The organism is Alterluteimonas muca, assembly GCF_021191595.1.
GTDB classification, from domain to species: Bacteria; Pseudomonadota; Gammaproteobacteria; order Xanthomonadales; family Xanthomonadaceae; genus Luteimonas; species Luteimonas muca.
Map to the genome: position 1 here is coordinate 203095 of NZ_JAIWPS010000001.1, position 24818 is coordinate 227912.

General features: G+C 71.9%; 22 protein-coding genes and 1 pseudogene. 9 read left to right on the forward strand and 14 right to left on the reverse strand.

Features of this window, described 5'->3' with window-relative positions:
* Entirely contained in the window at positions 1 to 1212 is a 1212-nt protein-coding gene (locus tag LDO11_RS00955) for a DUF3667 domain-containing protein (RefSeq protein WP_232139849.1), read from the reverse strand.
* Positions 1213 to 1327: 115 nt separating this feature from the next.
* Between LDO11_RS00955 and LDO11_RS00960 the strand changes: the two genes are divergently transcribed.
* Positions 1328 to 2731, forward strand: coding sequence for an MATE family efflux transporter (locus LDO11_RS00960; RefSeq protein ID WP_232139851.1), 1404 nt, complete (start codon positions 1328 to 1330; stop codon positions 2729 to 2731).
* Positions 2732 to 2800: 69 nt separating this feature from the next.
* On the forward strand, positions 2801 to 4693 hold the full coding sequence (gene sppA, locus LDO11_RS00965; protein ID WP_232139852.1) for a signal peptide peptidase SppA: 1893 nt from the start codon (positions 2801 to 2803) through the stop codon (positions 4691 to 4693).
* Between the two features lie 50 nt (positions 4694 to 4743).
* Here the strand turns inward: sppA and LDO11_RS00970 are convergent.
* Positions 4744 to 5771 (reverse strand): annotated as a pseudogene (locus LDO11_RS00970) (sugar kinase).
* Positions 5768 to 6004 (reverse strand): hypothetical protein, encoded by a 237-nt coding sequence (locus LDO11_RS00975; protein WP_129134870.1) that lies wholly within the window; start codon positions 6002 to 6004, stop codon positions 5768 to 5770. The pseudogene LDO11_RS00970 and the gene LDO11_RS00975 overlap by 4 nt, the downstream one beginning before the upstream one ends.
* Before the next feature lie 63 nt (positions 6005 to 6067).
* Here LDO11_RS00975 and LDO11_RS00980 point away from each other — a divergent pair, with 63 nt between their 5' ends.
* Positions 6068 to 6844 carry an SDR family oxidoreductase gene (locus LDO11_RS00980; protein ID WP_129134871.1) on the forward strand — a complete coding sequence of 259 codons (777 nt, stop codon included), beginning with the start codon at positions 6068 to 6070 and terminating at the stop codon, positions 6842 to 6844.
* A 12-nt stretch (positions 6845 to 6856) separates the two neighbouring features.
* On the opposite strand, the gene LDO11_RS00985 is transcribed toward LDO11_RS00980, so the two are convergent.
* The 8 genes from LDO11_RS00985 to LDO11_RS01020 form a co-directional block, all read right to left on the reverse strand.
* On the reverse strand, positions 6857 to 7489 hold the full coding sequence (locus tag LDO11_RS00985; RefSeq protein WP_232139853.1) for a hypothetical protein: 633 nt from the start codon (positions 7487 to 7489) through the stop codon (positions 6857 to 6859).
* A gap of 79 nt (positions 7490 to 7568) precedes the next feature.
* Entirely contained in the window at positions 7569 to 8357 is a 789-nt protein-coding gene (locus LDO11_RS00990; RefSeq protein ID WP_232139854.1) for a hypothetical protein, read from the reverse strand.
* A gap of 94 nt (positions 8358 to 8451) precedes the next feature.
* Entirely contained in the window at positions 8452 to 9024 is a 573-nt protein-coding gene (gene tsaC / locus LDO11_RS00995; protein WP_232139855.1) for an L-threonylcarbamoyladenylate synthase type 1 TsaC, read from the reverse strand.
* An 8-nt stretch (positions 9025 to 9032) separates the two neighbouring features.
* Positions 9033 to 11573: a DNA topoisomerase I gene (locus LDO11_RS01000; RefSeq protein WP_232139856.1), complete on the reverse strand. Its 2541-nt coding sequence runs from the start codon at positions 11571 to 11573 to the stop codon at positions 9033 to 9035.
* A gap of 176 nt (positions 11574 to 11749) precedes the next feature.
* A complete protein-coding gene (locus tag LDO11_RS01005; RefSeq protein WP_232139857.1) occupies positions 11750 to 12283 on the reverse strand; it encodes a DUF4339 domain-containing protein in 534 nt (177 codons plus the stop codon).
* A gap of 72 nt (positions 12284 to 12355) precedes the next feature.
* Entirely contained in the window at positions 12356 to 12829 is a 474-nt protein-coding gene (locus LDO11_RS01010; RefSeq protein ID WP_129134878.1) for a DUF494 family protein, read from the reverse strand.
* Entirely contained in the window at positions 12826 to 14019 is a 1194-nt protein-coding gene (dprA, locus tag LDO11_RS01015; RefSeq protein WP_232139859.1) for a DNA-processing protein DprA, read from the reverse strand. The genes LDO11_RS01010 and dprA overlap by 4 nt, the downstream gene beginning before the upstream one ends.
* 286 nt (positions 14020 to 14305) lie before the next feature.
* Complete coding sequence (locus LDO11_RS01020) at positions 14306 to 15487, reverse strand: LysM peptidoglycan-binding domain-containing protein (protein ID WP_232139861.1); 1182 nt, start codon at positions 15485 to 15487, stop codon at positions 14306 to 14308.
* A 128-nt stretch (positions 15488 to 15615) separates the two neighbouring features.
* Between LDO11_RS01020 and def the strand changes: the two genes are divergently transcribed.
* The 5 genes from def (at position 15616) to LDO11_RS01045 (ending at position 20862) form a co-directional block, all read left to right on the forward strand.
* Positions 15616 to 16128: a peptide deformylase gene (gene def / locus LDO11_RS01025; RefSeq protein WP_129134881.1), complete on the forward strand. Its 513-nt coding sequence runs from the start codon at positions 15616 to 15618 to the stop codon at positions 16126 to 16128.
* Between the two features lie 93 nt (positions 16129 to 16221).
* Positions 16222 to 17154, forward strand: a complete 933-nt coding sequence (gene fmt, locus LDO11_RS01030; protein WP_232139862.1) for a methionyl-tRNA formyltransferase — start codon at positions 16222 to 16224, stop codon at positions 17152 to 17154.
* On the forward strand, positions 17154 to 18455 hold the full coding sequence (gene rsmB, locus LDO11_RS01035; RefSeq protein WP_232139864.1) for a 16S rRNA (cytosine(967)-C(5))-methyltransferase RsmB: 1302 nt from the start codon (positions 17154 to 17156) through the stop codon (positions 18453 to 18455). Before fmt ends, rsmB begins: the two co-directional genes overlap by 1 nt.
* A gap of 212 nt (positions 18456 to 18667) precedes the next feature.
* On the forward strand, positions 18668 to 19663 hold the full coding sequence (locus LDO11_RS01040) for a glycosyltransferase family 2 protein (RefSeq protein ID WP_232139866.1): 996 nt from the start codon (positions 18668 to 18670) through the stop codon (positions 19661 to 19663).
* Positions 19660 to 20862, forward strand: a complete 1203-nt coding sequence (locus tag LDO11_RS01045) for a glycosyltransferase (protein WP_232139867.1) — start codon at positions 19660 to 19662, stop codon at positions 20860 to 20862. The genes LDO11_RS01040 and LDO11_RS01045 overlap by 4 nt, the downstream gene beginning before the upstream one ends.
* A gap of 228 nt (positions 20863 to 21090) precedes the next feature.
* Here the strand turns inward: LDO11_RS01045 and LDO11_RS01050 are convergent, their stop codons facing one another.
* The 3 genes from LDO11_RS01050 to LDO11_RS01060 are packed head-to-tail and all read right to left on the reverse strand — an operon-like array spanning position 21091 to position 24228.
* A complete protein-coding gene (locus tag LDO11_RS01050) occupies positions 21091 to 22803 on the reverse strand; it encodes a PH domain-containing protein (RefSeq protein ID WP_232139868.1) in 1713 nt (570 codons plus the stop codon).
* Entirely contained in the window at positions 22787 to 23305 is a 519-nt protein-coding gene (locus LDO11_RS01055) for a PH domain-containing protein (RefSeq protein ID WP_232139870.1), read from the reverse strand. The genes LDO11_RS01050 and LDO11_RS01055 overlap by 17 nt, the downstream gene beginning before the upstream one ends.
* Positions 23302 to 24228 carry a lauroyl acyltransferase gene (locus tag LDO11_RS01060; protein ID WP_232139872.1) on the reverse strand — a complete coding sequence of 309 codons (927 nt, stop codon included), beginning with the start codon at positions 24226 to 24228 and terminating at the stop codon, positions 23302 to 23304. The genes LDO11_RS01055 and LDO11_RS01060 overlap by 4 nt, the downstream gene beginning before the upstream one ends.
* Before the next feature lie 93 nt (positions 24229 to 24321).
* On the opposite strand from LDO11_RS01060, the gene dtd reads away from it, so the two are divergent.
* Positions 24322 to 24759 carry a D-aminoacyl-tRNA deacylase gene (dtd, locus tag LDO11_RS01065; protein ID WP_129134887.1) on the forward strand — a complete coding sequence of 146 codons (438 nt, stop codon included), beginning with the start codon at positions 24322 to 24324 and terminating at the stop codon, positions 24757 to 24759.
* The last annotated feature ends 59 nt before the right edge of the window (positions 24760 to 24818 follow it).

Consider the following 24818-nt stretch of genomic DNA (forward strand, 5'->3'; position numbering starts at 1 on the left):
CTACATCGTGAACAGCGAGAAGCCGATCACGCCCACCGCGACGGTACCGAACAGCATCGCGTAGACGTAGCCGATCGCCAGGTACTTGAGCACCGTCAGCCACCAGGCCTGGCGGTACACGCGGCGCTGCATCCACAGCAGGTACAGCGGCATCGAGCAGATCAGCGCGATGACCAGCGCCGACAGTACGGTGCCGATGACGGGCACCCGCGCCGCGGCCCAGTCGCCCAGTGCGCTGGCGCAGAACACCAGCAGCAGCGCCAGCATCAGCCAGGCATGGCTGTAGAGCGCGATCACCACATGCTCCAGATACGGCCTGCGGGTGAAGAAGTAGGCGATCCGCAGCAGCACCGCGAACAGCGGCACCAGGACGAACAGGGTGGCCGGGGCGGCGCCGAACAGGAACGCGGTGATGGCACGCGGATCGTCGGCCAGCCGCTCCCAGTTGCGCATCGTGCGGTCGACGAAGGCGTTGCCGGTGGAGACGGTCTCCGCGGCGTCGGAATCGACACCGGCGGGATCCGCCGCCGTTGCCGCGGGACGGGCCGCCACCGCGTCGGATCCATCTGCGGGCTCCGGTGACGGCGTCGCGCGCGGAGCCGGTTCGCCGCCGAGTTCGAGGATGCGGGCATCGGCGGCGGCGTCGATCCGGCGCTGTGCCTCGGCGAACACGAAGCCCAGTGCACGCGGGGCATCGTCGCGTGCGAGGTCGCGCAGCAGGTGGGCGCGCTCGCGCTCCACCGCGGCCACCGACCCGAGCGCGGCGAACGATTCCTCCAGCCCCGCGGGCGCCACCCGCGGCGGCGCGGCTGCCGGCGGCGCCGATGGCCCGGCGGCCTCGGCGAGGGTGGCCGCGTCCTGCGGCAGCGGGTCGGTATCGACGCTGATGACCGGGGTCATCACCAGCCTGGCGGTGAAGAAGGTCAGCGCCGTGAGCACCACGAACAGCCGCAGCGGCGCGATGTAGCGCACCCGGTGGCCGGCGAGGTAGGCATTGGCCACGCGCCCGGGCACGAACAGGTCGCGCAGGGTGCGGAACACCCGGCCATCGAGGTGCCAGAACGACTCGAAGATCTCCTCCACCGCATGGCCGAAGTGGCGGGTGGGGTTGTGCGCCGACTGCCCGCACAGGTGGCAATAGCCGCCCTGCAGCCAGGTGCCGCAGTTCTCGCAGGTGGACCGGTGGTGCCCGGTCGCGGCCGCGGTGCCCATCGTGTGGTCCCCGGTGCCGCGGCGCGATGTCGCGGTGGGCGGTTAAGATACCGGCCCGCCGCGACCCGGTGCCAGCGCCTTTCCGGCGCGGCCGCAGCCGTGGTCCGAGCCGTCCATGCCTTCCCCTTCCCCCCGGGCGCCCTTCCGCAGCGAAGTGCGCACCACAGCCGTGCTGGCCGCGCCGCTGGTCGCAGGCCACGTGGCCACCGGCCTGATCGGCCTCGTCGACAGCGTGATCGCCGGCCGCCACGGCACCGCCACGCTGGCCGCGGTGTCGGTGGGCACGGCGATGTTCTGGCTGCCGATCATGATCCCGATGGGCACGCTGATGGCGCTACCGCCGTCGGTCTCCCAACTCCAGGGCGCCGGCCGCCGCGCCGAGATCGGCCCGCTGTTCCGGCAGTCGCTGTGGCTGGCGACGGCGCTGGGCCTGCTGCTGTTCGCGTTCATGACCCTGTCGGTGCATGCACTGGCGCCGATGGGCATCGATGCCAGCCTGGTGCCGGGTGCAAGCGCGTTCCTGCATGGCATCCGCTGGGGGGTGCCGGCGCTGACCGCGTACTACTGCATGCGCTATCTCAGCGACGGCCTGCACTGGACGCTGCCGACGATGCTGTTCGGCTTCGGCGGGCTGCTGGTGCTGCTGCCGCTGGGCACGGTGATGACCTTCGGCCTGTTCGGGGTGCCGGAACTGGGTGCCGCCGGGCTCGGCTACGCCTCGTCGGCGATGCTGTGGGCGCAGGCGCTGGGCTTCGCCCTCTACCTGTCGCGCGCGAAGCGTTTTGCCGACCTCGGGCTGTTCGCGCGCTTCGACCCACCGCGCTGGCCGGAGATCCGCGCCCTGCTGAAGGTGGGCCTGCCGATCGGCGTCACCGTGGCGATGGAGGGCGGCCTGTTCGTGGTCACCGCGCTGCTGATCGGCCGCCTCGGCGAATTGCCGGCGGCCGCGCACCAGATCGCGATCAACGTCTCCGCGCTGTGCTTCATGATCCCGTTCGGCCTGGCCGAGGCGACCACCGTGCGCGTGGGCCATGCGCTGGGCCGTGGCGGCGCGCGCGAGGGCGTGCGCCGCGCCGCGCTGGCCGGCCTGGTGCTGGTGCTGGCGACGCAGAGCCTGACCGCGCTGCTGCTGTTGACCGGCAACACGCTGGTGGTCGGCCTGTACACCACCGATGCCGCAGTCGCCGCGCTTGCGGCATCGCTGCTGCTGTATGCGGCGCTGTTCCAGTTCCCCGATGGCCTGCAGGTGCTCGCCGCCGGCGCGCTGCGCGGGCTCAAGGACACCCGGGTGCCGATGTTCCTGGCGGCGTTCGCCTACTGGGGCGTGGGCATGAGCCTGGGCGCCGGGCTGGGGCTCGGCCTGGGCTGGGGGCCGCGCGGCATGTGGACCGGGCTGATCGCCGGGCTGGTGGTGGCCTCGGTGCTGATGGCGGCGCGCTTCGCGTGGTCGCTGTCGCGGCTGCCGTCTGCCGACGCACTGCCCGCCGCACCCGTCGCCACCCCGACTTCCGGCGCATGAAACCGTTCACCGCGTCCCGCTAAGCTGTCCGCAGCATCCGATGCATATCCTTTTTCCGGAGTTGATCCAATGAACGAAGCGCGCCGCCGCGGCCCGATCGCCCGCGTCCTGGTGGGAATCTGGGACGCCGTGAACTTCAGCCGACGGCTGGTGCTGAACCTGCTGTTCCTGCTGCTGGTGGTGCTGTTCGTCGCCATCCTCGCCAGCCGCGAAGCCGCCGCGCCGCTGCTGGAGCGCACCACACTGGTGATCGCGCCGGAAGGCCGCATCGTCGAGCAGTACTCGTCGGATCCCACCTCGCGGGTGCTGTCGCGCGCAATGGGTCAGGACAGCCCCGGCGAGGTGCAGCTGCGCGACCTGCTGCGCGCGATGGACGCCGCCGCGAAGGACGACCGCATCGAGCGCGTGTACCTGCGCGTGGACGGCCTGCTGCCTTCGGGCATGGCGACGATGCGCGAAGTTGCGGCCGGCCTGCGCGCGCTGCGCGAGGCCGGCAAGCAGGTGATCGCCTACGGGCAGGGCATGCCGCAGACCAGCTACCTGCTGGCCGCGCAGGCCGACGAGGTCTATGTCGACCCAATGGGGTCGGGCGTGGTGCTCGAGGGCCTGGCCAGCTACGGCCTGTACTTCGGCGAGGCGCTGCGCGAGAAGCTCGACGTCGACGTGCACGTGTTCAAGGTCGGCGAGTTCAAGTCTGCGGTCGAGCCCTACATCCTCGACGCCGCGTCCGAGGAGGCCAAGCAGGCCGACTTCTACTGGCTCAACGACATCTGGCAGCGCTACCTCGCCGACATCGCGCAGGCGCGCGGGCTGGACGTCGCGCGCATCCAGGCCGACATCGACGGCATGGCCGACGGCATCACCGCGGTCGGCGGCGACATGGCGCAGTACGCGCTGCAGGGTGGCCTGGTCGACGGGCTGATGACCGAACAGCAGGTGGAGGCGCTGCTGGCCGAACGTGGCGTGGCGGATGCCGATGCCGAGCATGGCGTGCGCAGCATCGACCTCGACGGCTACCTCGCGCATGTCGACAACGGCGCGGGCAGCGGGCTGGCGCGCCAGCCGCAGGTGGCGGTGGTGGTGGCCGAAGGCATGATCGTCGACGGCGAGCGTGGCCGGGGCAGCGTCGGTGGCGTCTCCACCGCGGCACTGCTGCGCGAAGCCCGCGAGGACGACGACGTGCGCGCGGTGGTGCTGCGGGTCAACTCGCCCGGCGGCTCGGCATACGCGTCGGAACAGATCAACCGCGAGGTCGAGCTGCTCAAGGAGGCCGGCAAGCCGGTGGTGGTGTCGATGGGCTACGTGGCCGCGTCGGGCGGCTACTGGATCAGCATGAACTCCGACCGCATCTATGCCGATCCGTCGACGATCACCGGCTCGATCGGCGTATTCGGGATGGTGCCCAACTTCACCCGCACCCTCGACCGCTTCGGCGTGCATTCCGATGGCGTGGGCACGACGCGCTATGCCGGCGCGTTCGATCTCACCCGCCCGATGGAAGCCGACGTCGGCCGCGTGATCCAGGCAAGCGTCGAGCACATCTACCGCAACTTCGTCGGCAAGGTCGCGCAGGGCCGTGGCCGCGCGCCGGAGGAGATCGACGCGGTGGCCCGCGGACGCGTGTGGAGCGGTGCGCAGGCGCGCGACCGCGGCCTGGTCGACGAGCTCGGCGGCCTGCGCGATGCGATCGCCGATGCCGCGCGGCGCGCGGAACTGGCCGACGACGGCTTCCGCGTGCGCTACATCGAACAGCCGCTGAGCCCGTTCGCGCAGTTCCTGGCCGGCATGGGCCGCTCGGGCGCGCTGGCGGCGCTGTTCGGCGACAGCGCGTTCGCGCAGCGGATGGCGGTGCGCGCGCTGCCGGAGATGGAGCGACACCTCGCCGCGTTCGAAGTGGCGATGGACCGCCCGGTGGCCGGCCCGGTGCGCGCGATGACCTACTGCTTCTGCCCGACGTTCTGAGCCGGGCGATGGACGCCGCCGCCCGGTGACGGGCGGGGCATGGCGTCGAGCTAGCGGCGCACGTCCAGCCGCTCGTGGCGCAGCAGCGCGCCCACGGTGGCGGCGTCGACCAGGTTGAAGTCGCCGGGCACGGTGTGCTTCAGGCAGGCCGCGGCATGGCCGAAGGCCAGCGCGTCGCCATCGGCCATGCCGCCGAGCAGCCCATGCAGCACGCCGGCGGCGAAGGCATCGCCGGCGCCGATGCGGTCGACGATGCCCTCCACGGCCTGCGGGGCGACACGGTGCACGTTGCCTTCGCGGGTGACCAGCAGTGCGCCGAGGCTGTGCGCGTCGACGCTGTTCTGCCCGCGCAGCGTGGTGGCGATGCGACGCAGCTGCGGGAATGCCGCGAACGCGCGCGCGGCAGCGGCGAGGATGCGTGCCTCGTGGGTATCGGCGTGCGCGTCCGCATCGGGCCCCAGGACCACTCGATGTCGCGATGGTCGGCGAACGCGATGGTGGCCTCGGCAAGCACCGCGCGCAGCACCGTGGCCGGATCCGCCTGCCAGGCCGCCCACAGCTTGGGGCGGAAGTTGCCGTCGAACGAAACCTCCAGCCCGGCGGCGCGCGCGCTGCGCATTGCCGTGACCGTGGCATCCGCGCAGCGCTGGCCGAGCGCCGGGGTGATGCCGGAGACGTGCAGGCAATCGAACTCCGCCACCAGCGCGGGCCAGTCGTAGGCGTCGCTGCCGGCGCGCGCGAACGCGGAATCGGCGCGGTCGTAGACCACCTCGCTGGGTCGCAGCCCGGCACCGGTGGCCAGGAAGTACAGGCCCATGCGCGCCCCCGGATCGCGCCGCACACGGCCGACATCCACGCCGTGGCCGCGCAGGGCGGCGAGCGCGGCATCGCCCAGCGCGTTGCCGGCCACCGTGCCGACCATCGCCGCGTGGTGGCCGAAGCGCGCCAGCGACACCGCCACGTTGGCTTCGGCACCACCGATCTGCACCTGCAGCAGCGGCGACTGCAGCAGCAGTTCGCGGCCGGGAGCGCCCAGGCGCAGCAGCAGTTCGCCGAAACAGAGCACGCGTCGGGTCATGGAAGCTGCGTCGCTTCGCGCCGGCGCTCATCCGCCTCGCGCACGGCCCCCTCGACGGCCTGCGCCTTGTCGAGCGGGTCCTGAATGGCGTCGCGCAGCTGGGTGGCCTGTGGCTCGGGTGGCGTGCCCGGCGGTTCGTGCTCGGGCGCGCGGCAACCGGCGAGTGCCAGCAGGGCGGCGCAGGCGAACGCGCCGCGGCGGGCAAGGGATGCGATGGAGGGGGGTGTCGCCATGTCGGACCTCGGTCGGGCTGCGGGCTTGGCTTATCCTACGTGCCGTCATTCGCGGGAGCACCCATGGACCCCCATCGCTGGCGGCTCGACGGCCAACGCGCGCTGGTGACCGGCGGCAGCGCCGGCATCGGGCGCGCGATCGCGCGCGAACTGCTGGGCTTCGGCGCCGAGGTGATGATCGTGGCCCGCGACGGCGATGCGCTGGATGCCGCGCGCGACGAACTGCTGGAAGAATTCCCGACCGCGCAGCTGCGCGCGATGATCGGCGACGTCGCCGATGAAGAGCAGCGGCGCGAGATCCTCGACTGGGTCGAGGACCAGGGCGAAGGCCTCGACATCCTGGTCAACAACGCCGGCGGCAACCTGGTGCGCGCGGCCACCGAGTACGCCGAGGAGGAGTGGCGGGAGATCTTCGAGATCAACCTGTTCAGTGCCTTCGAGATGTCGCGCTACGCACATCCCATGCTGGCGCAGCACCCGGGCGCGCGCATCGTCAATGTCGGCAGCGTGTCGGGCATCGCCCATGTGCGCACCGGCGCACCGTACGGCATGAGCAAGGCGGCGCTGCACCAGATGACGCGCAACCTCGCGGTGGAGTGGGCCGAGGACGGCATCCGCGTCAATGCGGTGGCGCCCTGGTACATCCGCACGCGGCGCACCTCGACGGCACTGGCCGATCCCGACTATCTCGACGAGGTGCTCGCACGCACACCGCTGGGCCGCATCGGCGAGCCGGAGGAGGTGGCCGCGGCGGTGGCGTTCCTGTGCCTGCCGGCCTCGGCCTACATCACCGGCGAGTGCATCGCCATCGACGGCGGCTTCCTGCGTTACGGCTTCTGAGCGGGCTGCCGATCAGCGGACGCAGGTGGACGCCGCGTAGGTCGCGGCCAGCGCCGCATATTCCTGCTGGCGTTCACGCGCGGTGGGCGACTGCGCCGGCGTCACCTTGAAGCGGAATTCGGCCTCGTCGACGCGGCTTTTCCAGGCGCGGCAGAGGTTCTCCTCCGGCACCGCGGTGCAGCTGTCCTCGACCTGCTCGCAGGCCTGCCCGGCGCCCAGCGTCGGCAGCCCGCCGATGCCGACGGTGTTCAGCGGCCGGCAGCGCGTGGCGGGCACCGCGTCGCCGGTGAGGTAGCGCTCGTTGTCCCAGCGCGTGCACTGGTACAGCGGCGGTGGCGGCACGGGTTCCGCCGTGGCGACGGCCCCGGTCCCTTCGTCGGCCGAGGGCGCGACCGCGGTGACCGGCAGCACGCGCAGCCCCGGGGGTGGCTGTGCCGGCACGAATGCCGGCAGCGGCGGCGCCACGTCGACCTCGATGACCTGCTGGCGCTGGCCTGCGGGGCAGGCCTCGGCATTCTGCAGGGTCACGGTGCCATCGGTGGCGGTACAGCGATAGACCACGTTGCCGGCGACGACGCCGGCGGGGGCCAGTGCCGTGATCGCCAGCAGGCCGAACAGGCCTGCGGCGTGCAGGTTGCCGGTCATCGGGATACGTCCATCAAGCCCCCCATCAAAGCCCCCCATCAAAGCGCGCCAATCAGGATCAGCCCACCGGATCCGCCGCTCAAAGCCCGCAATCCTCGGCGAGCCGTGCGTTGAGCGTGCGTTCCTCGGTGCGCAACGTGCGGCGCTCGCTTTCCTGTGCATTGAACGTCCGCCGGCGGATGGTCTCGCGGCGGTCGCGCAGTCGGGAACAGACCTCGGCCGCCGGCAATGCGGTGCAGCTGTCGCGGATCCAGGTACCACCGCCGCCGTAACCGTAGCCGTGCCCGCGATCATGCCCGTGGCGTGGGGGCGGACGCCGCGGTGGTGGCGGCGGCTGCGGAACGTTGCGCGCCGAGGGAATGCTGATGTTGTTGACCGGCGCGGTGCTGAGCCCGCCGCGCGGCGGACTGGCCACCGTGCGATCACGTACCGGCGGCGGCCGGACCGGCCCGGGGCCATGACCATGGTGATACGGCGCGCCCAGCGTCCACAGCGGCACGAAGCGCGGATTGCCGTCGCCGTTGTCGCTGGTGTAGCGCTCGCCATCGGGGGTCACGCATTCGTACATCGGCTGCGGCGCGCGCATCACGATGGTCTGTACGCCCTGCGTGGCCCGCTCCGTCGGTTCAGGCGGCGTCTGCGCGGGCGTTGGCGTGCGGCTGCCCGGGGGCGGATCCTGCGGGCACTGCATCGTGCGCACGTCCTGGTGCATGCCGGCTGCGCACGGAGCGTCCTGCATGGTGACGGCGCCACGCGCATCGGTGCAGCGGTACAGCGTCACCTCGCCCTGCGCCGGAATCACCGGGACAGCGGCGATGGCGAGTGCGAACAGGGCGGCGGCAAAGGCCCGGGGCAGGTCGCGGTCCATGCCCCGCATCATGCGTGAGGCCGACGACGCGCGAAACCCGCCGGCATCGACCGGCATGGACGCGCGCGGCCGGCATTCAGCTCGCGGCCGACGCTCAATCGCGCAGCACCTGGCCACTGCGCGCATCGCGGATCGGGGTCGGGCGCTCGAGGCCGCCGGTGTCACCGTCGACGATCGCGTCCAGCGCGGCACGCAGGTGCGGATCGAAGGCGCCGAGCGTGCGGGGTGGCGGCGCACCGGCGGGATTGGCGCTCGTGGAGACCAGCGGCCCACCGAACACGCGACACAGTGCGGCAACCACCGGATGCGCGCTGCAGCGCACCGCGACATCTCGATGCACACCACGCACCCACGCCGGCACCCGCGCGGTGGCCGGCACGATCCAGGTGTGCGGCCCGGGCCAGCCGGCGACCACCGTTGCGCGTGCCGCCGGACCCAGCGCGTCCCAGTCCACCAGGTCATCGAGCTGGCCGACGTCGGCGGCCACCAGGATCACGCCCTTGTCGACGGGCCGCGCCTTGAGCGCCAGCAGGCGTCGCACCGCCGCCTCGTTGAACGGATCGCAGCCCAGCCCCCAGACCGCTTCGGTCGGGTAGGCGATCACCGCGCCCGCGTGCAACCGCGCGGCGGCGGCATCGATCGACAGCGCGGCGGGCTGCGCGGTCATGGCGTAGCTCAGAAGGGTGCGTCGTCGATGTTCGAAGCGGCCACGGTGGCAACCGCCGTGCGCGTGGCGGACTTCTTCGCAGCCGTGGTTTTCGCGACCTTGCCGGCAGCCTTCTTCGCGGTCTTCTTCGTGGTCTTCTTCGCCACCTTCCTGGTGGCCTTCTTCGCCGTCTTCTTCGCCGCGGTGGCCGGCGCCTTGGCCGCGGCCTTCTTCGCCACCTTCTTCGCCGCGACCTTCTTGCCGAAGCGCCCGCGTGCCGGCTTGCCGGTCTCCTCGAGCAGCGTCGTCACTTCCTCCAGCGTCAGCGAAGCCGGCTCACGGTCCTTGGGGATCTTGCCGTTGAGCTTGCCGTCGCTGATGTACGGCCCGAAGCGGCCGTTGAGCACCTGGATGTCGCTGCCGTCGAATTCCTTGATGATGCGGTTGCGGGCGATCTCTTCCTTCTCGTCGATCAGAAACACCGCGCGCGCGAGGTCGATGGTGTAGGGATCGTCCTCCTTCTTGAGCGAGGCGTACACGCTGCCGCGTTTGGCGAACGGGCCGAACCGGCCGATGCCGACGCTGACCTCCTCGCCATTGCTCTCGCCCAGGATGCGCGGCATCAGGAACAGCTCCAGCGCGTCGTCGAGCGAGATCGTGTGCATGCTCTGGCCGGGCTTGAGCGATGCGAACTTCGGCTTGTCCTCGGCGTCCTCGGCGGTGCTGCCGATCGCCACGTACGGCCCGTAACGGCCCAGCCGCACGCTGACCGGCTTGCCGGTCTTGGGGTCGGTGCCGAGCTCGCGCGCGCCGGTGGCCTCGTTGCGGTCGACCGACTCGGTCTTCTCCGCCACCAGTTCCTTGAACGGACCCCAGAAGGTCTCCATCAGCGGCACCCAGTCCTTCTCGCCGCGGCTCACCGCATCGAGCTCGTCCTCGAGCCGGGCGGTGAAGTCGTAGTCGACATAGCGGGTGAAGTGGCTGGACAGGAACTTCGACACCGCGCGGCCGACGTCGCTCGGGCGGAAGGCACGGCCATCCATCTCCACGTACTTGCGGAACTGCAGGGTCTGGATGATGGAGGCATAGGTCGACGGGCGGCCGATGCCGTACTCCTCGAGCGTCTTCACCAGCGAGGCCTCGGTGAAGCGCGGCGGCGGCTGGGTGAAATGCTGGTCGGCCTGGATACGGTCGAGCGGCACGCGGTCGCCCGGCTTCATCGCCGGCAGCTTGCGCCCTTCGTCCTCGTCGTCCTTGCTCCTGCTGTCCTTGCCTTCCTCGTACACGGCCAGGAAGCCGGGGTCGACCACGGTGGTGCCGCTGGCACGGAAGCTGTGCTCGTTGCCGGCGGCGAGGTCGACCGAGACGGTGTTGAGCGTGGCCGGGACCATCTGCGAGGCGACCGCGCGCTTCCAGATCAGCTCGTACAGGCGGCGCTCGTCATCGGACAGGTGTCGACCGACCTGGGCCGGAGTGCGCAGCGCCGAACTCGGGCGCACGGCCTCGTGGGCCTCCTGCGCGTTCTTGGACTTGGTCTGGTAGAAATTCGGCTTGTCGGGCAATGCGCCGGTGCCGAAGTCGCGCGCGATCACGTCGCGGATCTCGCCCAGTGCGTCCTGCGACAGGCTCACCGAGTCGGTACGCATATAGGTGATGAGCCCGACGGTGCCCTCCTCGCCGATGGCCACGCCCTCGTAGAGCTTCTGTGCCACCTGCATGGTGCGGCGGGTGGTGAAGCCGAGCTTGCGCGAGGCTTCCTGCTGCAGGGTGGAGGTGGTGAACGGCGGCGCCGGGCGGCGCTTGCGCTCCTTGCTGATGACGTCGGTGACCTGCAGGACACCCTGTGCAGCGGCCGCGATGCGGCTGCGGGCCTCTTCGGCGGTGTCGCCATCGGTGACGGTGAACTGTTCGAACTTCCTGCCGTCGAGCTTCGTCAGCTTGGCCGAGAACGGCTGCGAGGCATGCGCGCACGCGGCCTCGATGGTCCAGTACTCGCGGGCGATGAAGGCTTCGATCTCCTCCTCGCGCTCGACGATCATGCGCAGCGCCGGCGACTGCACGCGGCCTGCGGACAGCCCGCGCTGCACCTTGCGCCACAGCACCGGCGACAGGTTGAAACCGACCAGGTAGTCGAGCGCGCGGCGCGCCTGCTGGGCATCGACGAGGTCCCCGGCGATCGCGCGCGGCTTCAGCATCGCTTCCCTGATCGCGCGCGGGGTGATCTCGGTGAACACCACCCGGTGCAGGTCCTTGTCCTTGAGCAGGCCGCGCTCGCGCAGGATCTCCACGATGTGCCAGCTGATCGCCTCGCCCTCGCGGTCCGGGTCGGTCGCGAGGTAGATGCCGTCGGCGGCCCTGGCAGCCTTGGCGATGGCGTCGACGTGCTTCTCGTTTTTCTCGATCAGGTCGTAGCGCATGCGGAAGCCGTCGTCAGGATCCACCGCACCCTCCTTCGGCACCAGGTCGCGGACATGGCCGTAGGAGGCCAGGACCTGGAAGTCCTTGCCGAGGTACTTGTTGATCGTCTTGGCCTTGGCGGGTGACTCGACGATGAGGAGGTTCTTGGCCATGTGGCTTGGGGGTTCCGGGTGCGCGGGCAACGGACGGGCCGGCCGGCAGGATCTTGCAGAAAGGGACGCCCGGGGCGAGGGACCCCGGGCGTGCGTCTTTTCTAGTGGAATCATGGCGGGGTGGCTGGTGTCAAGCCGGCCGACCCCACGGGGCCGCGATTGTCGCTGCTTCGCGGTCAGGAAGCGAGCCGTGCCGCCAGCATTGTCAATGCCAGCACCAGCAGGGCGGCCGCGGCCCAGGTCCGCGTGCGTCGCCGCCTGCGGGTGCCCGTTCCCGCCGCCGCGAGCGGGCGATCGGCCGCCGGCGGCGCAGCGGCCGACACGCTGGCGGACGGGTCGGACGGGTCGGACGGGTCGGACGGGTCGGACGGGTTGGCTGGAGCGGGTGCAACGGCGCCGGCAGGCAGGTCGCCGGGCGTCGGCGCCGGGGTGACCGCGGCCGTAGTGATTGTCCGCGTCGTCGCGGGATCGGGTTGCGTTGCGGGCAGCGCTTCCAGGCGCCCGTCGGCATGCAGGCGGAAGGCGTCGCGGCGGCTGCGCAACGGGACCGGCGGCGTTGCATCGGCGTCGCGCCACACCTCGGAATCCGCGCGCAGGTGGCCGAAGCGGTACAGGCGTGCCAGTGCTCCGGTGTCGTACGGCCCGCAGGCGCGGCCGCGGGCATCGCGGTAATGCCAGCAGGCGGGGTCGGGTCGGGGGTTCGGGTCCATGCGTTCCATGCGGGGCGCGCGCTGCATCCGGCAGCGCCAGGAAGCCGGGGCGCGACACGCCCCGGCGCCGGGTCAATGCACCGGCTCGGGCTCGTCGGCGAAGATCTGGGTTTCCATCCAGGCGTAGGCGGCCTCGCTGCCGGGCTGGTTGAACAGCACCATCAGCACCACCCACTTGAGGTCGTCGAGGTCGAGGTCGTCCTGGTCCAGCGCCATCGCGCGGTCGACCACCAGTTCGCGCTGGTGGGCGTCCAGCACGCCGTGCTGCTCGAGGAACAGCAGGAAGCCGCGGCACTCCTGGTCGAGCTTGTCGAGCTCGGGACCGGCGAACAGGCGCACCGGCCCGTGCGGGCGCGGCGTGGCCGGGCCAGGCCGCTGTTCGGCCAGGGCGTCGAGCCAGTCGAAGGCCTTGCTGATCTCGGCCGGGCTGAAACCGGCCTGCAGCAGACCGGTCTGCAGCGACTCGCGGTCGCGCAGGAGGTCGGCTTCGTCGGTGAAATAGTGCTCGAACAGGTAGAGCAGGACGTCGAGAATGCTCTCTTTCATTTCCCCCGGCCTGCGCCCCGCGGACGCGTCGTTGCGGATGTACGGGAGTACCGGCCGTGCTCGACCAGAACGCGACCTTCGAGCTCCATGAGCAGCAGCATGGAGGACACCTCGGCCGTCGTCAATCCAGTACGCGCCACCAGCCGATCCATATCCGTTGGGTCGTGCCCGAGGGCTTCCCACAACCGGTTGTAGTCGGGGTTGTCGCGTTCAGGATCCACGCCCGGGGCCGCCGATGGCGGCTCCGCACACGATGTGGGGCCGTGCAGGCGTCCGTGCAAGGCGTGCGCCAGCACGTGGGCCACCGGCTTCAGGGTGGCGATCACCTCGTCGGGGGATTCCACCAGCGCGGCGCCCTCGCGGATAAGCCGGTGGCAGCCGCGGGCCATCGGGTTGTGCAGCGACCCGGGAATCGCGAACACCTCGCGGCCGGCATCCGCGGCGAGCCGCGCGGTGATCAGCGCGCCCGAGCGCAGCGCCGCCTCCACCACCAGCGTGCCGAGTGACAGCGCGGCGACGATCCGGTTGCGCGCCGGGAAGTACTCGCGCAGTGGCCGGGTGCCGGGCGGGAACTCGCTGACCACCGCGCCATGCCCGGCGATCCGCGCCAGCAACGCGGCGTTCGCCGCCGGATAGGCGATATCCGGTCCGCAGCCCAGCACCGCGACGGTCGGCGCATCGGCATCGAGCGCGGCCGCGTGCGCACAGGCATCGATGCCCAGCGCCAGGCCGCTGGCGATCCCGAACCCGGCGCGTGCGAACGCCCGGCTGAAGGCGGTCGCGTGCTCGCGGCCGGCGGCACTGGGATTGCGGCTGCCGACCACCGCGACCATCGGATGCCACAGCAGCGCCGGATCGCCGGCGATGAACAGGCCCAGCGGCGCACCGGGCGCATCGCGCAGCAGCGGCGGATAGTCGGGGTCGGTGCAGGCGATCACGTGGTGACCCGGCCGCGCCAGCCAGTCCATGGCGGTGGCAAGCGCGCGGCTGTTGTCGCCTCCACGCAGCGCGGCGCGCTGGCCGGCGTCGAGCCCTGCGGCATGCCAGGCCTCGCTTCCAGCGGCCAGCGCCGCGGCGGCGCTGCCGTGTGCCTGCAGCAGCTGGCGTCGGCTGGACGCCGGTCCTCCGGCAAGCAGCAGGCGGGTCAGCGCTTCGGGGTCGTCCTGGGTTGGCGTGGCGGTTGTCGGCATCGCCACACTGTCGTGGCGACCCGCACCGCGTCACAGTCGGGGATGTCCATTTCCCGCTGTAGGACTTGCCCGCGTCAGTGCGGGGGCAACGCCAGCGAACGGCGGACCAGGTCCCGCAGGGCGCCCTGCTCGAGGGCCGACAACGGCGGCAGGTACACGCAACCCTTGCGCCACCTCGTCGGCGGAGGCATGCGCGGTCATCGGTCGTCTCCGGTCAGTCGGATCCCCTAACGGCAAACGGCGCCCGAAGGCGCCGTTCGTCCGTACCGGCAAGCAGCCGTCCCACTCAGTAGGGCGCGTCCGGGTGCTTGAGGTGATAGCCCACGCGGGTCGGCTTGATGCTGTCCATGACCAGCGCGTAGCTGACGCGGTCGTAGGTGCGGAACACCATCGCGTGGCCGGCGAACTCGTCGGGCAGGCGCACCTTGTTCTCGACGAACACCGTCTGCGGATCGCGGTCCGGGCCCTTCTCGACGCGGTCGATCGCCGACTGTCCCTCGCGCCACAGCGAGAACACGGTGCCGTTGTCGATGCCCTCGCGGCGGCCGACCGAGATCGCGATGACGTCGCGCGGACCGCCCGAAGTCAGCATGTCGGCCACGGCGAGCACGCGGGCGCGGCCGTACTCGGTCTGCACCCGCGGCGCATGCGGGAAGAACTGCAGGTCGTAGGGCTGCGGGTTGACCGGCACCAGGCGGTCGCCGGTGCGCACTTCGAGGCCTTCGTCGTCGAGCAGCAGGGTGCTGACCTGGATGCCGCCGACCTCGCCACGGGTGACCGTGCCGGCGCCGACGCGGACCATCTCGTGGCCCAGCACTTCCTGACCCTTGTCGGGGAAGGTCACGTTGGTCCAGTACTGCTGGAAGTCCAGCGTGCGGCGGCCGCGGAAGTCGAGGTCTTCGGAATGGAACAGGTCGCAGCACAGGCCGGCACGCTCGAGATGCGTGTAGCGCGTGGTCGGGCGCACGACGGTATAGCGATCGCCGGGCTGCGCCTGCGGCAGGCCGCGCACATAGGCGACCTGGCCGTCGACCGCACGCAGGCGATCGTCTTCCATGCCGACCACGTAGGGCAGGTGCTCGAATTCGTCGACGACCTGCAGGTCGCGCAGGAAGGGCTCGATGTCCGACAGCGGCAGCGCATCGACCGGCGCGGCATCCAGGCGCGGGCCCGGCTGCACCGTGGCACCGGCGACGCGGTCCAGGTACGCGAGGCTGATCACGTCACCCGGATAGATCAGGTGCGGATTCTGGATCTGCGGATTCGCCTGCCAGATTTCCGGCCACAGCCAGGGCCGTTGCAGGAACCGGCCCGCGATGTCCCATAGCGTGTCACCACGCTTGACGACATACGTATCCGGGTGATCACCGCGCACCCCCTGCGCAGCAGCAATTGTTGCGACGGTCAGCAGCGAAACGGCAAACGCCGTCCGCAGCGACCGGGAAAGGCGCTCAAACTTGCCGGCCATCTACCTGCTCCCCTTGGAGATTTCCCCTTGCAGCGGCCGCACTATAGCCTACAAATCCCGGCCGCACGCAAGAGCCGCGGTTACACTGTGGAGCCTGTTTTCCCGTTGTGACCCAGGCCCCCTTTTTCATGTCACTGCTGCCGATCATCGAGTACCCCGACCCGCACCTGCGCGAGCGCGCAGTGGATGTCGACCCCGCGCTGCTGGCGCAACCCGCGTTCCAGAAGCGGCTCGACGACATGTTCGAGACGATGTACGAAGCGCCGGGCATCGGCCTCGCGGCGCCGCAGATCGACGTGCTCGAGCGCTTCATGATCGTCGATGTCAGCGAAGAACGCGGGCAGCCGCTGGTGTTCGTCAATCCGGTCATCCGCAACCGTTCCGAGGCGTTGCGCGCGCACCAGGAAGGCTGCCTGTCGATCCCCGGCATCTATGCCGAGGTCACCCGCGCCGACGGCATCGAGGTCGAGGCGCTCGACCGCCACGGCAAGCCGTTCACGATGCGCGTCGATGGCCTGCTGGCGACCTGCATCCAGCACGAGGTCGACCATCTCGACGGCAAGCTGTTCATCGACTACCTGTCGCCGCTCAAGCGCTCGATGGCACTGAAGAAGCTCACCAAGCTGCGCAAGCGCGGCTGACCCGCGGCGCTGCCGGCGCGCATCGCCTGGCCGGTGGCGGCGCGCGATGGAGCCGTTACCGGCGCCCTTCCAGTTTCCTGACGGACCCTCCGCATGAAAATCGTGTTTGCCGGCACCCCCGAATTCGCCGTACCCGCATTGCGCGCGGCGGCGGGCAAGGCCGAGGTCGTCGCGGTGTACACCCAGCCCGATCGACCGTCCGGCCGCGGCCGCGTGCTCACGCCGTCGCCGGTGAAGCGTGCCGCGCAGGACATGGGCTTCCCGGTCCTGCAGCCGGACACGCTGCGTGCGGCCGAGGTGCAGGAGGCGCTGCGCGCACTGAAGCCGGACCTGATGGTGGTGGTCGCCTACGGGCTGCTGCTGCCGCAGGCGGTGCTCGACATCCCGGTGGATGGCTGCTGGAACGTGCATGCGTCGCTGCTGCCGCGCTGGCGCGGCGCCGCACCGATCCAGCGTGCGATCGAGGCCGGCGATACCGAGACCGGCGTGTGCCTGATGCGCATGGAGAAGGGCCTCGACACCGGCCCTGTGCTGCTGGAACAGCGCACTCCAATCGGCGAGCAGGAGACCGGCGGCGAGCTGCACGACCGGCTCGCCGCGCTCGGCGCCCAGGTGCTGGCCGACGGCCTCGGCCTGCTGCGCGTGGGCATCCAGCCGGTGGCGCGTCCGCAGCCGGCCGAAGGCGTGACCTACGCGCGCAAGCTCGACAAGGCCGAAGCGCGGCTGGACTGGCGTGAACCGGCGCCGGTGCTGGCCAACCGCGTGCGCGCCTTCAATCCGTGGCCGATGGCGGAAGCCGATGTCGCCGGCGAGCGACTGCGGCTGCATGCGGCGGTCGCGCTGCCGCTCGCGCACGGGGCCGCACCGGGGACCCTGCTGGCGGCCGGCCGCCAGGGCATCGACGTCGCCTGCGGCGACGGTGCGCTGCGCATCCGCACCCTGCAGCGCGCGGGCGGCAAGGCGATCACCGCCGCCGACTGGCTCAACGCGCGGCGCGATCCCGCCGTGCCGTCCGCGCAGGGCTGATGGCCGCGCCCGTTGCCGGTGCCCAGGTACGCGCGACCGCCGCGCGGGTGCTGGATGCGGTGATCCGCGGCCGCTCGCTGCGCACCGAACTCGCCACAGCATTGTCGGCCATGCGCGACCCGCGCGATCGCGCGCTGCTGGAGGCGATCTGCTTCGCCGCGCTGCGCCAGCGCACGCGTGCCGACGCCGCCCTCGCCGCATGGACGACGCGGCCGCTCGGCGCGCGCGACAGCCTGCTGCGCGCGCTGCTGCATGCAGGCTTCGCGCAGCTCGATCCGCTCGGCCTGCCGCCGCATGCCGCGGTGGCCGCCACCGTGGAGGCCGCGCGCACGCTCGGCCGCAGCCACCAGTCCGGGATGGTCAACGCGCTGCTGCGCCGTGCGATCCGCGATGGCCTGCCGGCGGGCGATCCGGCGGATACCTGGCCTGCGTGGTTGCGCGAACGCATCCACGCCGACTGGCCGGACGAGGCCGCGCACATCTTCGCCGCCAGCGCGACCGCGGCACCGGCGTGGTTGCGCGTCAATGCACGGCATGGCGACCGCGAGGCCTACCGCGCGCGCCTCGCCACGCAGGAGGTGCAGGCGGAACTGCCGGCGTGGCCGGTCGACGCCCTGCTGCTGCGCACGCCGGTGCCGGTCGCGCAGCTGCCGGGGTTCGACGACGGCGACGTGTCGATCCAGGACCTCTCCGCCCAGCTGGTCGCCGATGCGCTGGCGGCACCGGCGGGGGCGCGCGTGCTCGACGCCTGCGCGGCACCGGGCGGCAAGGCCGCGCACCTGCTCGAGCGCGACCCGGCGCTGCGGCTGACCGCGCTGGATGTCGATCCACACCGGCTGCAGCGCGTGGCCGACACCCTTGCGCGACTGCGCCTGCCCGCGGCGTCGCTGCAGGCGGCCGACGCCCGCGCCGCGGACGGCTGGTGGGATGGCACCCCGTTCGAGGCCGTGCTGCTGGACGCGCCGTGCTCGGCCACCGGGGTCGTACGCCGGCAACCCGACATCCTGCTGCATCGCCGCCCGCAGGACCTCGATGCGCTGCTTGCATTGCAGGCGACCCTGCTCGACGCCTGCTGGCGGCTGCTCGCGCCCGGCGGCGTGCTGCTGTATGCGACCTGCTCGATCCTTGCCGCCGAGAACGCGCAGCAGGTCGACGCCTTCCTCGCCCGCACGCCGGATGCCCGCGCCGAACCACTCGACGAACGCTTTGGGCGGGTGGCCGGCGCCGGGCGCCAGCGGCTGCCCGGCGATGCCGACGGCGATGGCTTCTTCTACGCACGGCTGCGGCGTACGGCGGCTTGAGCGGGTGAGGCTGGCATGCCCTCACCCCATTCCGTCTCCCGTGACGGGAGAGGGGCGATCGTGCCGGGCGGCAGTCGATTCGACGGGCACACCGTGATCGCCGGGAACGAGGGTCCCCGTGCGTCGGTTGTGTCCGGGGCCGGCTAACCAAACCCTAGCGTTTCGCTGTGTAGACTGCGCCGCGTCCACCACCGGCGCCGACCGCACCCCACATGTCGCCCCCGCATCCCTGGCTGAGCGTGCTCGTGCCGTTCTATCGCGTCGAGCCCTACCTGCGCGAATGCGTGGAGTCGGTGCTCGCGCAGGTCGACGGCGGCGTGGAGATCGTGCTTCTCGACGACGCCTCGCCCGACAACTGCGCCACCATCGCGCGCGACCTGCGCAAGGCGCATGGCGATGTCATCCGCCTGCTCGGCCACGACCGCAACCGCGGCCTGTCGGCGGCACGCAACACGCTGATGGCGGATGCGCGTGGCGATTACCTGTGGTTCCTGGATTCCGACGACGTGCTGCTGCCGGGCGCGATCGCCGCGGTGCGCGACGCGGTGTCCATGCATGCGCCGGCCCTGGTGCTGTGCGACTTCCGCGTGCTGCGCGAGAAGTTCACCCTCAAGCACCGCCTGCGCGGCGAGCTGCACCGGCGCACCTGGGCCGGCGCATCGCAACAGCTGCAATCGGATCCGCGCGTGCTGCTGAGCGGCCTGCTGGGCGCCCGCCAGCTGCATGCGTGGTCGAAGATCGCCCGCGTCGACGTGTGGCGGCAGGCAAGGTTTCCCGAAGGGCGCACGTTCGAGGACATCGCGGTGGTGCCGGCGCTGGTCGGCAATGCGCACAGCTTCGTGCACCTGGACCGCCCGATGGTCGGCTACCGGCAGCGCGCCGACAGCATCATGGCGACGCTGGCACCGGACAAGATCCACCACCTGATGGCGGCGCTGCGCGAACTGCACGCGGGCCTGGTGCCGATCGCCGGCGAGAGCGGCGACGCGCGGTTCGCACTCGACTACTTCTGCCTGCGCAGTCTGGCGACCACCGCGCAGAAGGCGATGGGGCAGGACGCGGCGATCGTCGACGACTTCCGCCGCACCCTGGCACAGCTGTTCCCGGACGGCCCCCTGCAGGTGCTGGCGCATTGCCGCCATCGCGGCTGGCGGATGCGTGGCTGGCGGGTGAGGCGCGGCCTGCGCCGGCTGGAGGCGCTTGCGTGACCGATGCCGTGGCGCGGGCGCCGGGCGTCATGCCTGTGGCGCCGCCGCCGAGCACCCTGCCCGCGGCGCCGAAGCCGCGCGTTCTGCATTTCGTGACCGGCGGGTTTTCCGGCGGCGCCACCCAGGTGGCGATCCAGCTGGTCAATGCCGCGCGCGACAGCGGCCGGGTCGAGCCGTTGCTGGTGCTGCGTCGCAAGCGCCGTACCGACCCGGCGCGCATCGCCGAACTGGAGGCCGCCGGCGTGCCGTTGCGGGTGGTGCCGGGCTGGTCGCATGCGGCGACGATCCTCGCGCTGGTGCGCGTGTGCCGGGAGTTCCGGCCCGACGTGCTGGTCGCACACGGCTTCAGCGAACACCTCTGGGGGCGCTACGCCGGGCTGCTGGCCGGCGTGCCGCACCTGGTGCACGTGGAGCACAACACCCGCGAGCGCTACACCCGCTGGCGGCTGGCGCAGACGCGCTGGCTGGGCGCGCGCAGCAGCCGCATCGTCGGCTGTTCGGAAGGCGTGCGGCAGGTGCTGGTGGACATGGGCATGCCGCCCGGACGCACCATCGCGATCCCCAATGGCATCCGCCTGGCGCCGTTCGCGGATGCCGATGCGGTGCCTGCGCCGGCGCGCACCGCGGGCATCGTGATGGTGTCGCGGCTGTCGAAGCAGAAGGACCATCCGACCCTGCTGCGCGCGGTGGCGCTGCTGCGCGATCGCGGGCTGAGCCCGCCGGTGCTGCTGGCGGGCGCCGGCAAGGCACGCCACCGCCGGCCGCTGGAAAGGCTGGCGGCGGAACTCGGCCTGCAGCAGCAGGTGCGCTTCCTCGGTCTGTGCCGCAACGTGCCGGAGCTGCTCATGACGCACCGCATCGCCGTGCTCAGCACCCGTTACGAGGGCATGCCGCTGGCGCTGATCGAGGGCATGGCCGCCGGCTGTGCGGTGGCGGCGAGCGCGGTGCCCGGCGTGCGCGAGGTGATCGAGGACGGCATCGACGGCCTGCTGGTGCCCGGGGCCGATCCGGCGGCGCTGGCCGACGCGCTCGAGCGCCTGCTGCGAGACGACGCCCTGGCGGCACGGCTTGGCGCGGGCGCGCGCGAGCTCGCGGTCACGGAATACGCACGTGAGCGGATGAATGCGCGCTACGAGGCGCTGTTTCTGGAACTCGCTTCCCAGCCGCCGTTGCGCTCGCAGCAGACGCAGTCGCCCTGACCCGGAGAAGGCCGGCCGTATCCGCGGATGTGCGGTAGCCGTGGCGGACACGGCCGGGGCGCATCCGCGACGCGGAACCCGGACGGATATGGATCCCGGATGCGGTGCGTGCGGCTTCTCCCGGCTACGCGGTGAGGGTGAAGCGGATATGCCGCTGGACGACGTTGTCATCGGGCGCCGCCACCGGACGCATGTGTCCCCGACACCGCAGCCAGGTGGCGCCGGTCGCTACCAGCGCAGCGGCCGCCGCGCGACCTCGCGGGTGAGGCGGTCGAGCAGGGCGCGCGCCTCCGCATGCGGCAGGAAGCGGATCCGCAGCGCGGGCGCCATCGAACCGGCGCCGGCGGTATCCAGCCAGAGCGAGGCCATCCCGGTGCAGCGGTCGAGCAGCGAGCGACGCAACCGCAGCGCCTGCAGCTTGTCGATCTCGGCGAAGCGCCAGTGCCGCGACCACCAGCCCTCGCGCACCGCGAGCAGCCGGCCGTCGACGGCATAACCCGCGCGGCGGGCGTGCTGCGCGGCGGCGAACATCGCCCACGGCAGCCACAGCAGGCCGAGCAGGCCCCAGGCGCCAAACCACCAGCCGAGGCCGGTGCCCAGCAGCAGTGCGAACACCAACCCGGGCAGCAGCAGGCGCAACCATGCGCGGCGGTGCAGCGGCTGCCACTGCGCGGGCGGCCAGTCGCCGGCGTCGAGCAGGTGGCGGACCAGCGCATCGCAGGCTTCTGCCGGGGCGATCGGCGCGAGTTCCGACAGGCTGCGCTGGTCCTCGCCGCGGCTGACCACAGCGGTGTCCACCTGCAGGCTGCGCCGCCGCAACAACCGGTGCAGCAGACTTTCCTGCAGCGTCCAGGCCTGGATGCGTCGGCGCGGCACGCTGTTGCGCAGTCGCGTCAGCAGGCCGCGCTCGACGCCGAGCCGACGACCGTCCTCGACCAGCCGGAAGCCGTGGTACTGCACCAGCGCCAGCACCACCGACAGCAACCGCAGCGCAAGTACCGCCAGCACCAGCAGCAGCGCAGCCGCCAGCAGCTGCCCTTGCCAGGCACCGCCGGCCACGCTCACGCGGCCGAAGGCTTCGCGCGCGACGCGGGTCAGCAGGTCACCGGCCATGTTGTCGGGCAGCACCTGCATCGCCAGCGCCACGGCACCGGCCACCACCACCATGCCGCGGTTGGATACGAGGCCCAGGCGGACCACCTCGCCGGTGGACAGCGCCAGCAACGTGCGCGTCGCGGGCATGGCAGCGGCTTCGGCCTCCGGCAGCCCGCCGGCTGCCGTCGCCACCGGTGCACGCCTGCGCACGACCTCCTCCAGCGCCATCGCCTCGGCCAGCGTCAGCACCTGCATCCGCGCTTCGGGCTTGCTGCCACCGGCCGATTCCAGCCGCACCTCGGCCACGCCGAACAGGCGATGCAGCAGCGTCTGGTGCAGCGCTACATCGTGGATGCGCGAGAACGGGATCTGCCGCAGGCTGCGTTCGAACAGCCCGCTGCGCACGAATACGCTGTCGGCGCCGATGCGGTAGCGGAAGGTGAGGTAACGCCACACCGCCGCCGCCAGCAGCGCGACCAGCGCGATCGCGACCACGCCCAGCCGCATGCCGTCATCGCCGCGGGCGCCGAAGATCGCGATCGCCACCAGCGGCACCACCATCTGCCCGATCTGCGACAGCAGCACGAACAGCCAGGACAGCGGATGCAGCCGGCGCTCGTCGTCCGTGGGCAGCAGGGTTTCGGCCGTGGATGCCGTGGCGAGGGCGGCGGTGCCGGCCGGCGGCGGCGTGCCGGTGTTGCCGGCCGCGTCCGCGCCACCGGCGGTCGGGGTCATGTCCGGCGCAGGCCCGGCGCCCGGACCAGGCGTGCTGTCGCTGACAGGCGCGCCGTCGTCCGCCGCGCCCGGCGGGCCGCCGCTGCCGCCGGTCTCAGGCGTCGTCGTCATCGTGCCCGGTCCAGGCCGCGAGGCGGTCGCGCAGGCGTTCGGCATCGCCGGCATCGAGGCAGGGCACCGCCACGGCGCTGTCGCGGGTGCCGGCGGTGTGGACGATCAGCGTCGACAGGTTGGCCTGGCGTTCCAGTGGCCCGCGACGCAGGTCGATGTGCTGCACGCGCGTGCCCGGGACCCGTGTTTCGGTGAACCACAGGCGCCCGCGCTGCAGGCCGAAGCCGTCCTCGTCCAGCCGCCAGCGCGTCCAGCGGTAGCGGCGCAGGCCCATCCAGCCGCCCAGCAGCACCAGCCCCAGCCAGGCGGCCAGTGCGCCCAGGCGCGCGGCGTCGCCACCGATCCATACGCCCAGCGCAACCAGCGCCACCGCGGCCGGTATCGCAATGCCGATCGCCCCGGACAGCGCGAACAGCCAGCGCGCACGCGGTGGCAGTGCGTTCCAGCCGTCGTCGTCGCCGGCATCGCGCGCCGCCGGGCCGAGGTCGTCGAGATCGATCATCGGGCGGCTTCCTCGTGCGCCTTGGGGTAGGGATAGGGCTCGCCGCTGCCTGGCGGGCGGATCGAGTAGCGCTTGTAGGTCCACTGGTACTGCGCCGGATCGCGCCGGGCGATGCGTTCCACCGCCAGGTTGAGCGCGGCCACCGCGGTACGCGGATCGGCGTCGGTGAGGCCGGGCGGGGCCGGCTCGATGCGCAGCGCGAAGTCCGGGCCGTCGCCGATGCGCTCGCAGTAGGCGAACAGCACGGTCGCGCCGGTCTTCGCGGCCAGCCGCCCGAGCAGGGTCATGGTCAGCGCGCCGGTGCCGAAGAACGGCGCGTATTCGCCCTCACCGGCCTTGGGTTGCTGGTCGGGGAGGATCCCGGTGACGCCGCCACCGCGCAGCAGCCGCACCAGCTGGCGCACCGCGGCGCCATCGGCGCGGATCTGGGTAACCCGCTCGCCGGCATTGGCGCGCACCCGTCGCAGGAAGGCCTCGCCCACCGGCGACTCCGGCGCGCGATAGAGCACCGAGATCGGCGTGCGCGTGGCCAGCCACTGGTTGAGCAGCTCCCAGTTCCCGTAATGCGGTGCGGCCACGATCAGCCCCCGGCCCGAGGCGAGCGCGGCGTCGAACAGCTGCACGCCGTGCGTCTCGCGGATCAACGCGAGATTGGCGGCCGCCGGCCGGGTCCAGAAGCGCAGGGTCTCGACCAACTGCAGCGCGGTGGTGCGCAGGACCGCCGCGTGCCAGATCTCGCGTTCGGCCGGCAGCGCGTCCGGGTAGGCGATGGCGAGGTTCTGCCGTGCCACCCGGCTTTCGCGCGCATCCAGCCGGTTCCACGCCGTCGCCAGCGCGTGCGCGACCGCGCGCTGCCAGCGCCACGGCAGGCGGGAAAACAGGGCGGCAAGCGCGTACAGCAGGCGGGCGGCGAACTCGTGCATGCGCCGAGTGTAGAGGGCCCCGCAAGCCTGCAGGCCGCCGGGCGGGCACGGCGACGCGCTAACCTTCCGCGGTCGCCACTGCCCACGTCCCGGATGCTCTGCCTGATCCAGCGCGTCACCCGCGCCAGCGTCACCGTCGACGGCGACACCATCGGCGCGATCGGCCCGGGCCTGCTGGCCCTGGTCGGCGTGGAGCCGGGCGACGACACCCCGCAGGTCGAACGCATGGCCACGCGGCTGCTCGGCTATCGGGTCTTCGCCGACGACGCCGGGCGCATGAACCGCGCGCTGTCCGATACCGGCGGCGGGCTGCTGCTGGTCAGCCAGTTCACCCTCGCCGCCGACACCCGGTCGGGCATGCGCCCGGGTTTCAGCACCGCCGCGGCGCCCGCCGAGGCGGAGGTGGTGTTCGACCGCCTGGTGGCGATGTGCCGCGAACGTCATCCGGTGGTGGAAACCGGCCGCTTCGGTGCCCATATGGAGATCAGCCTGGTCAACGACGGCCCGGTGACGTTCCTGCTCAGGGCGTGAGCCCGCGGTCGGGCCGCCAACGTCCGGTGGGAGCGCGCCTGCGTGCGACGCTTCCGATC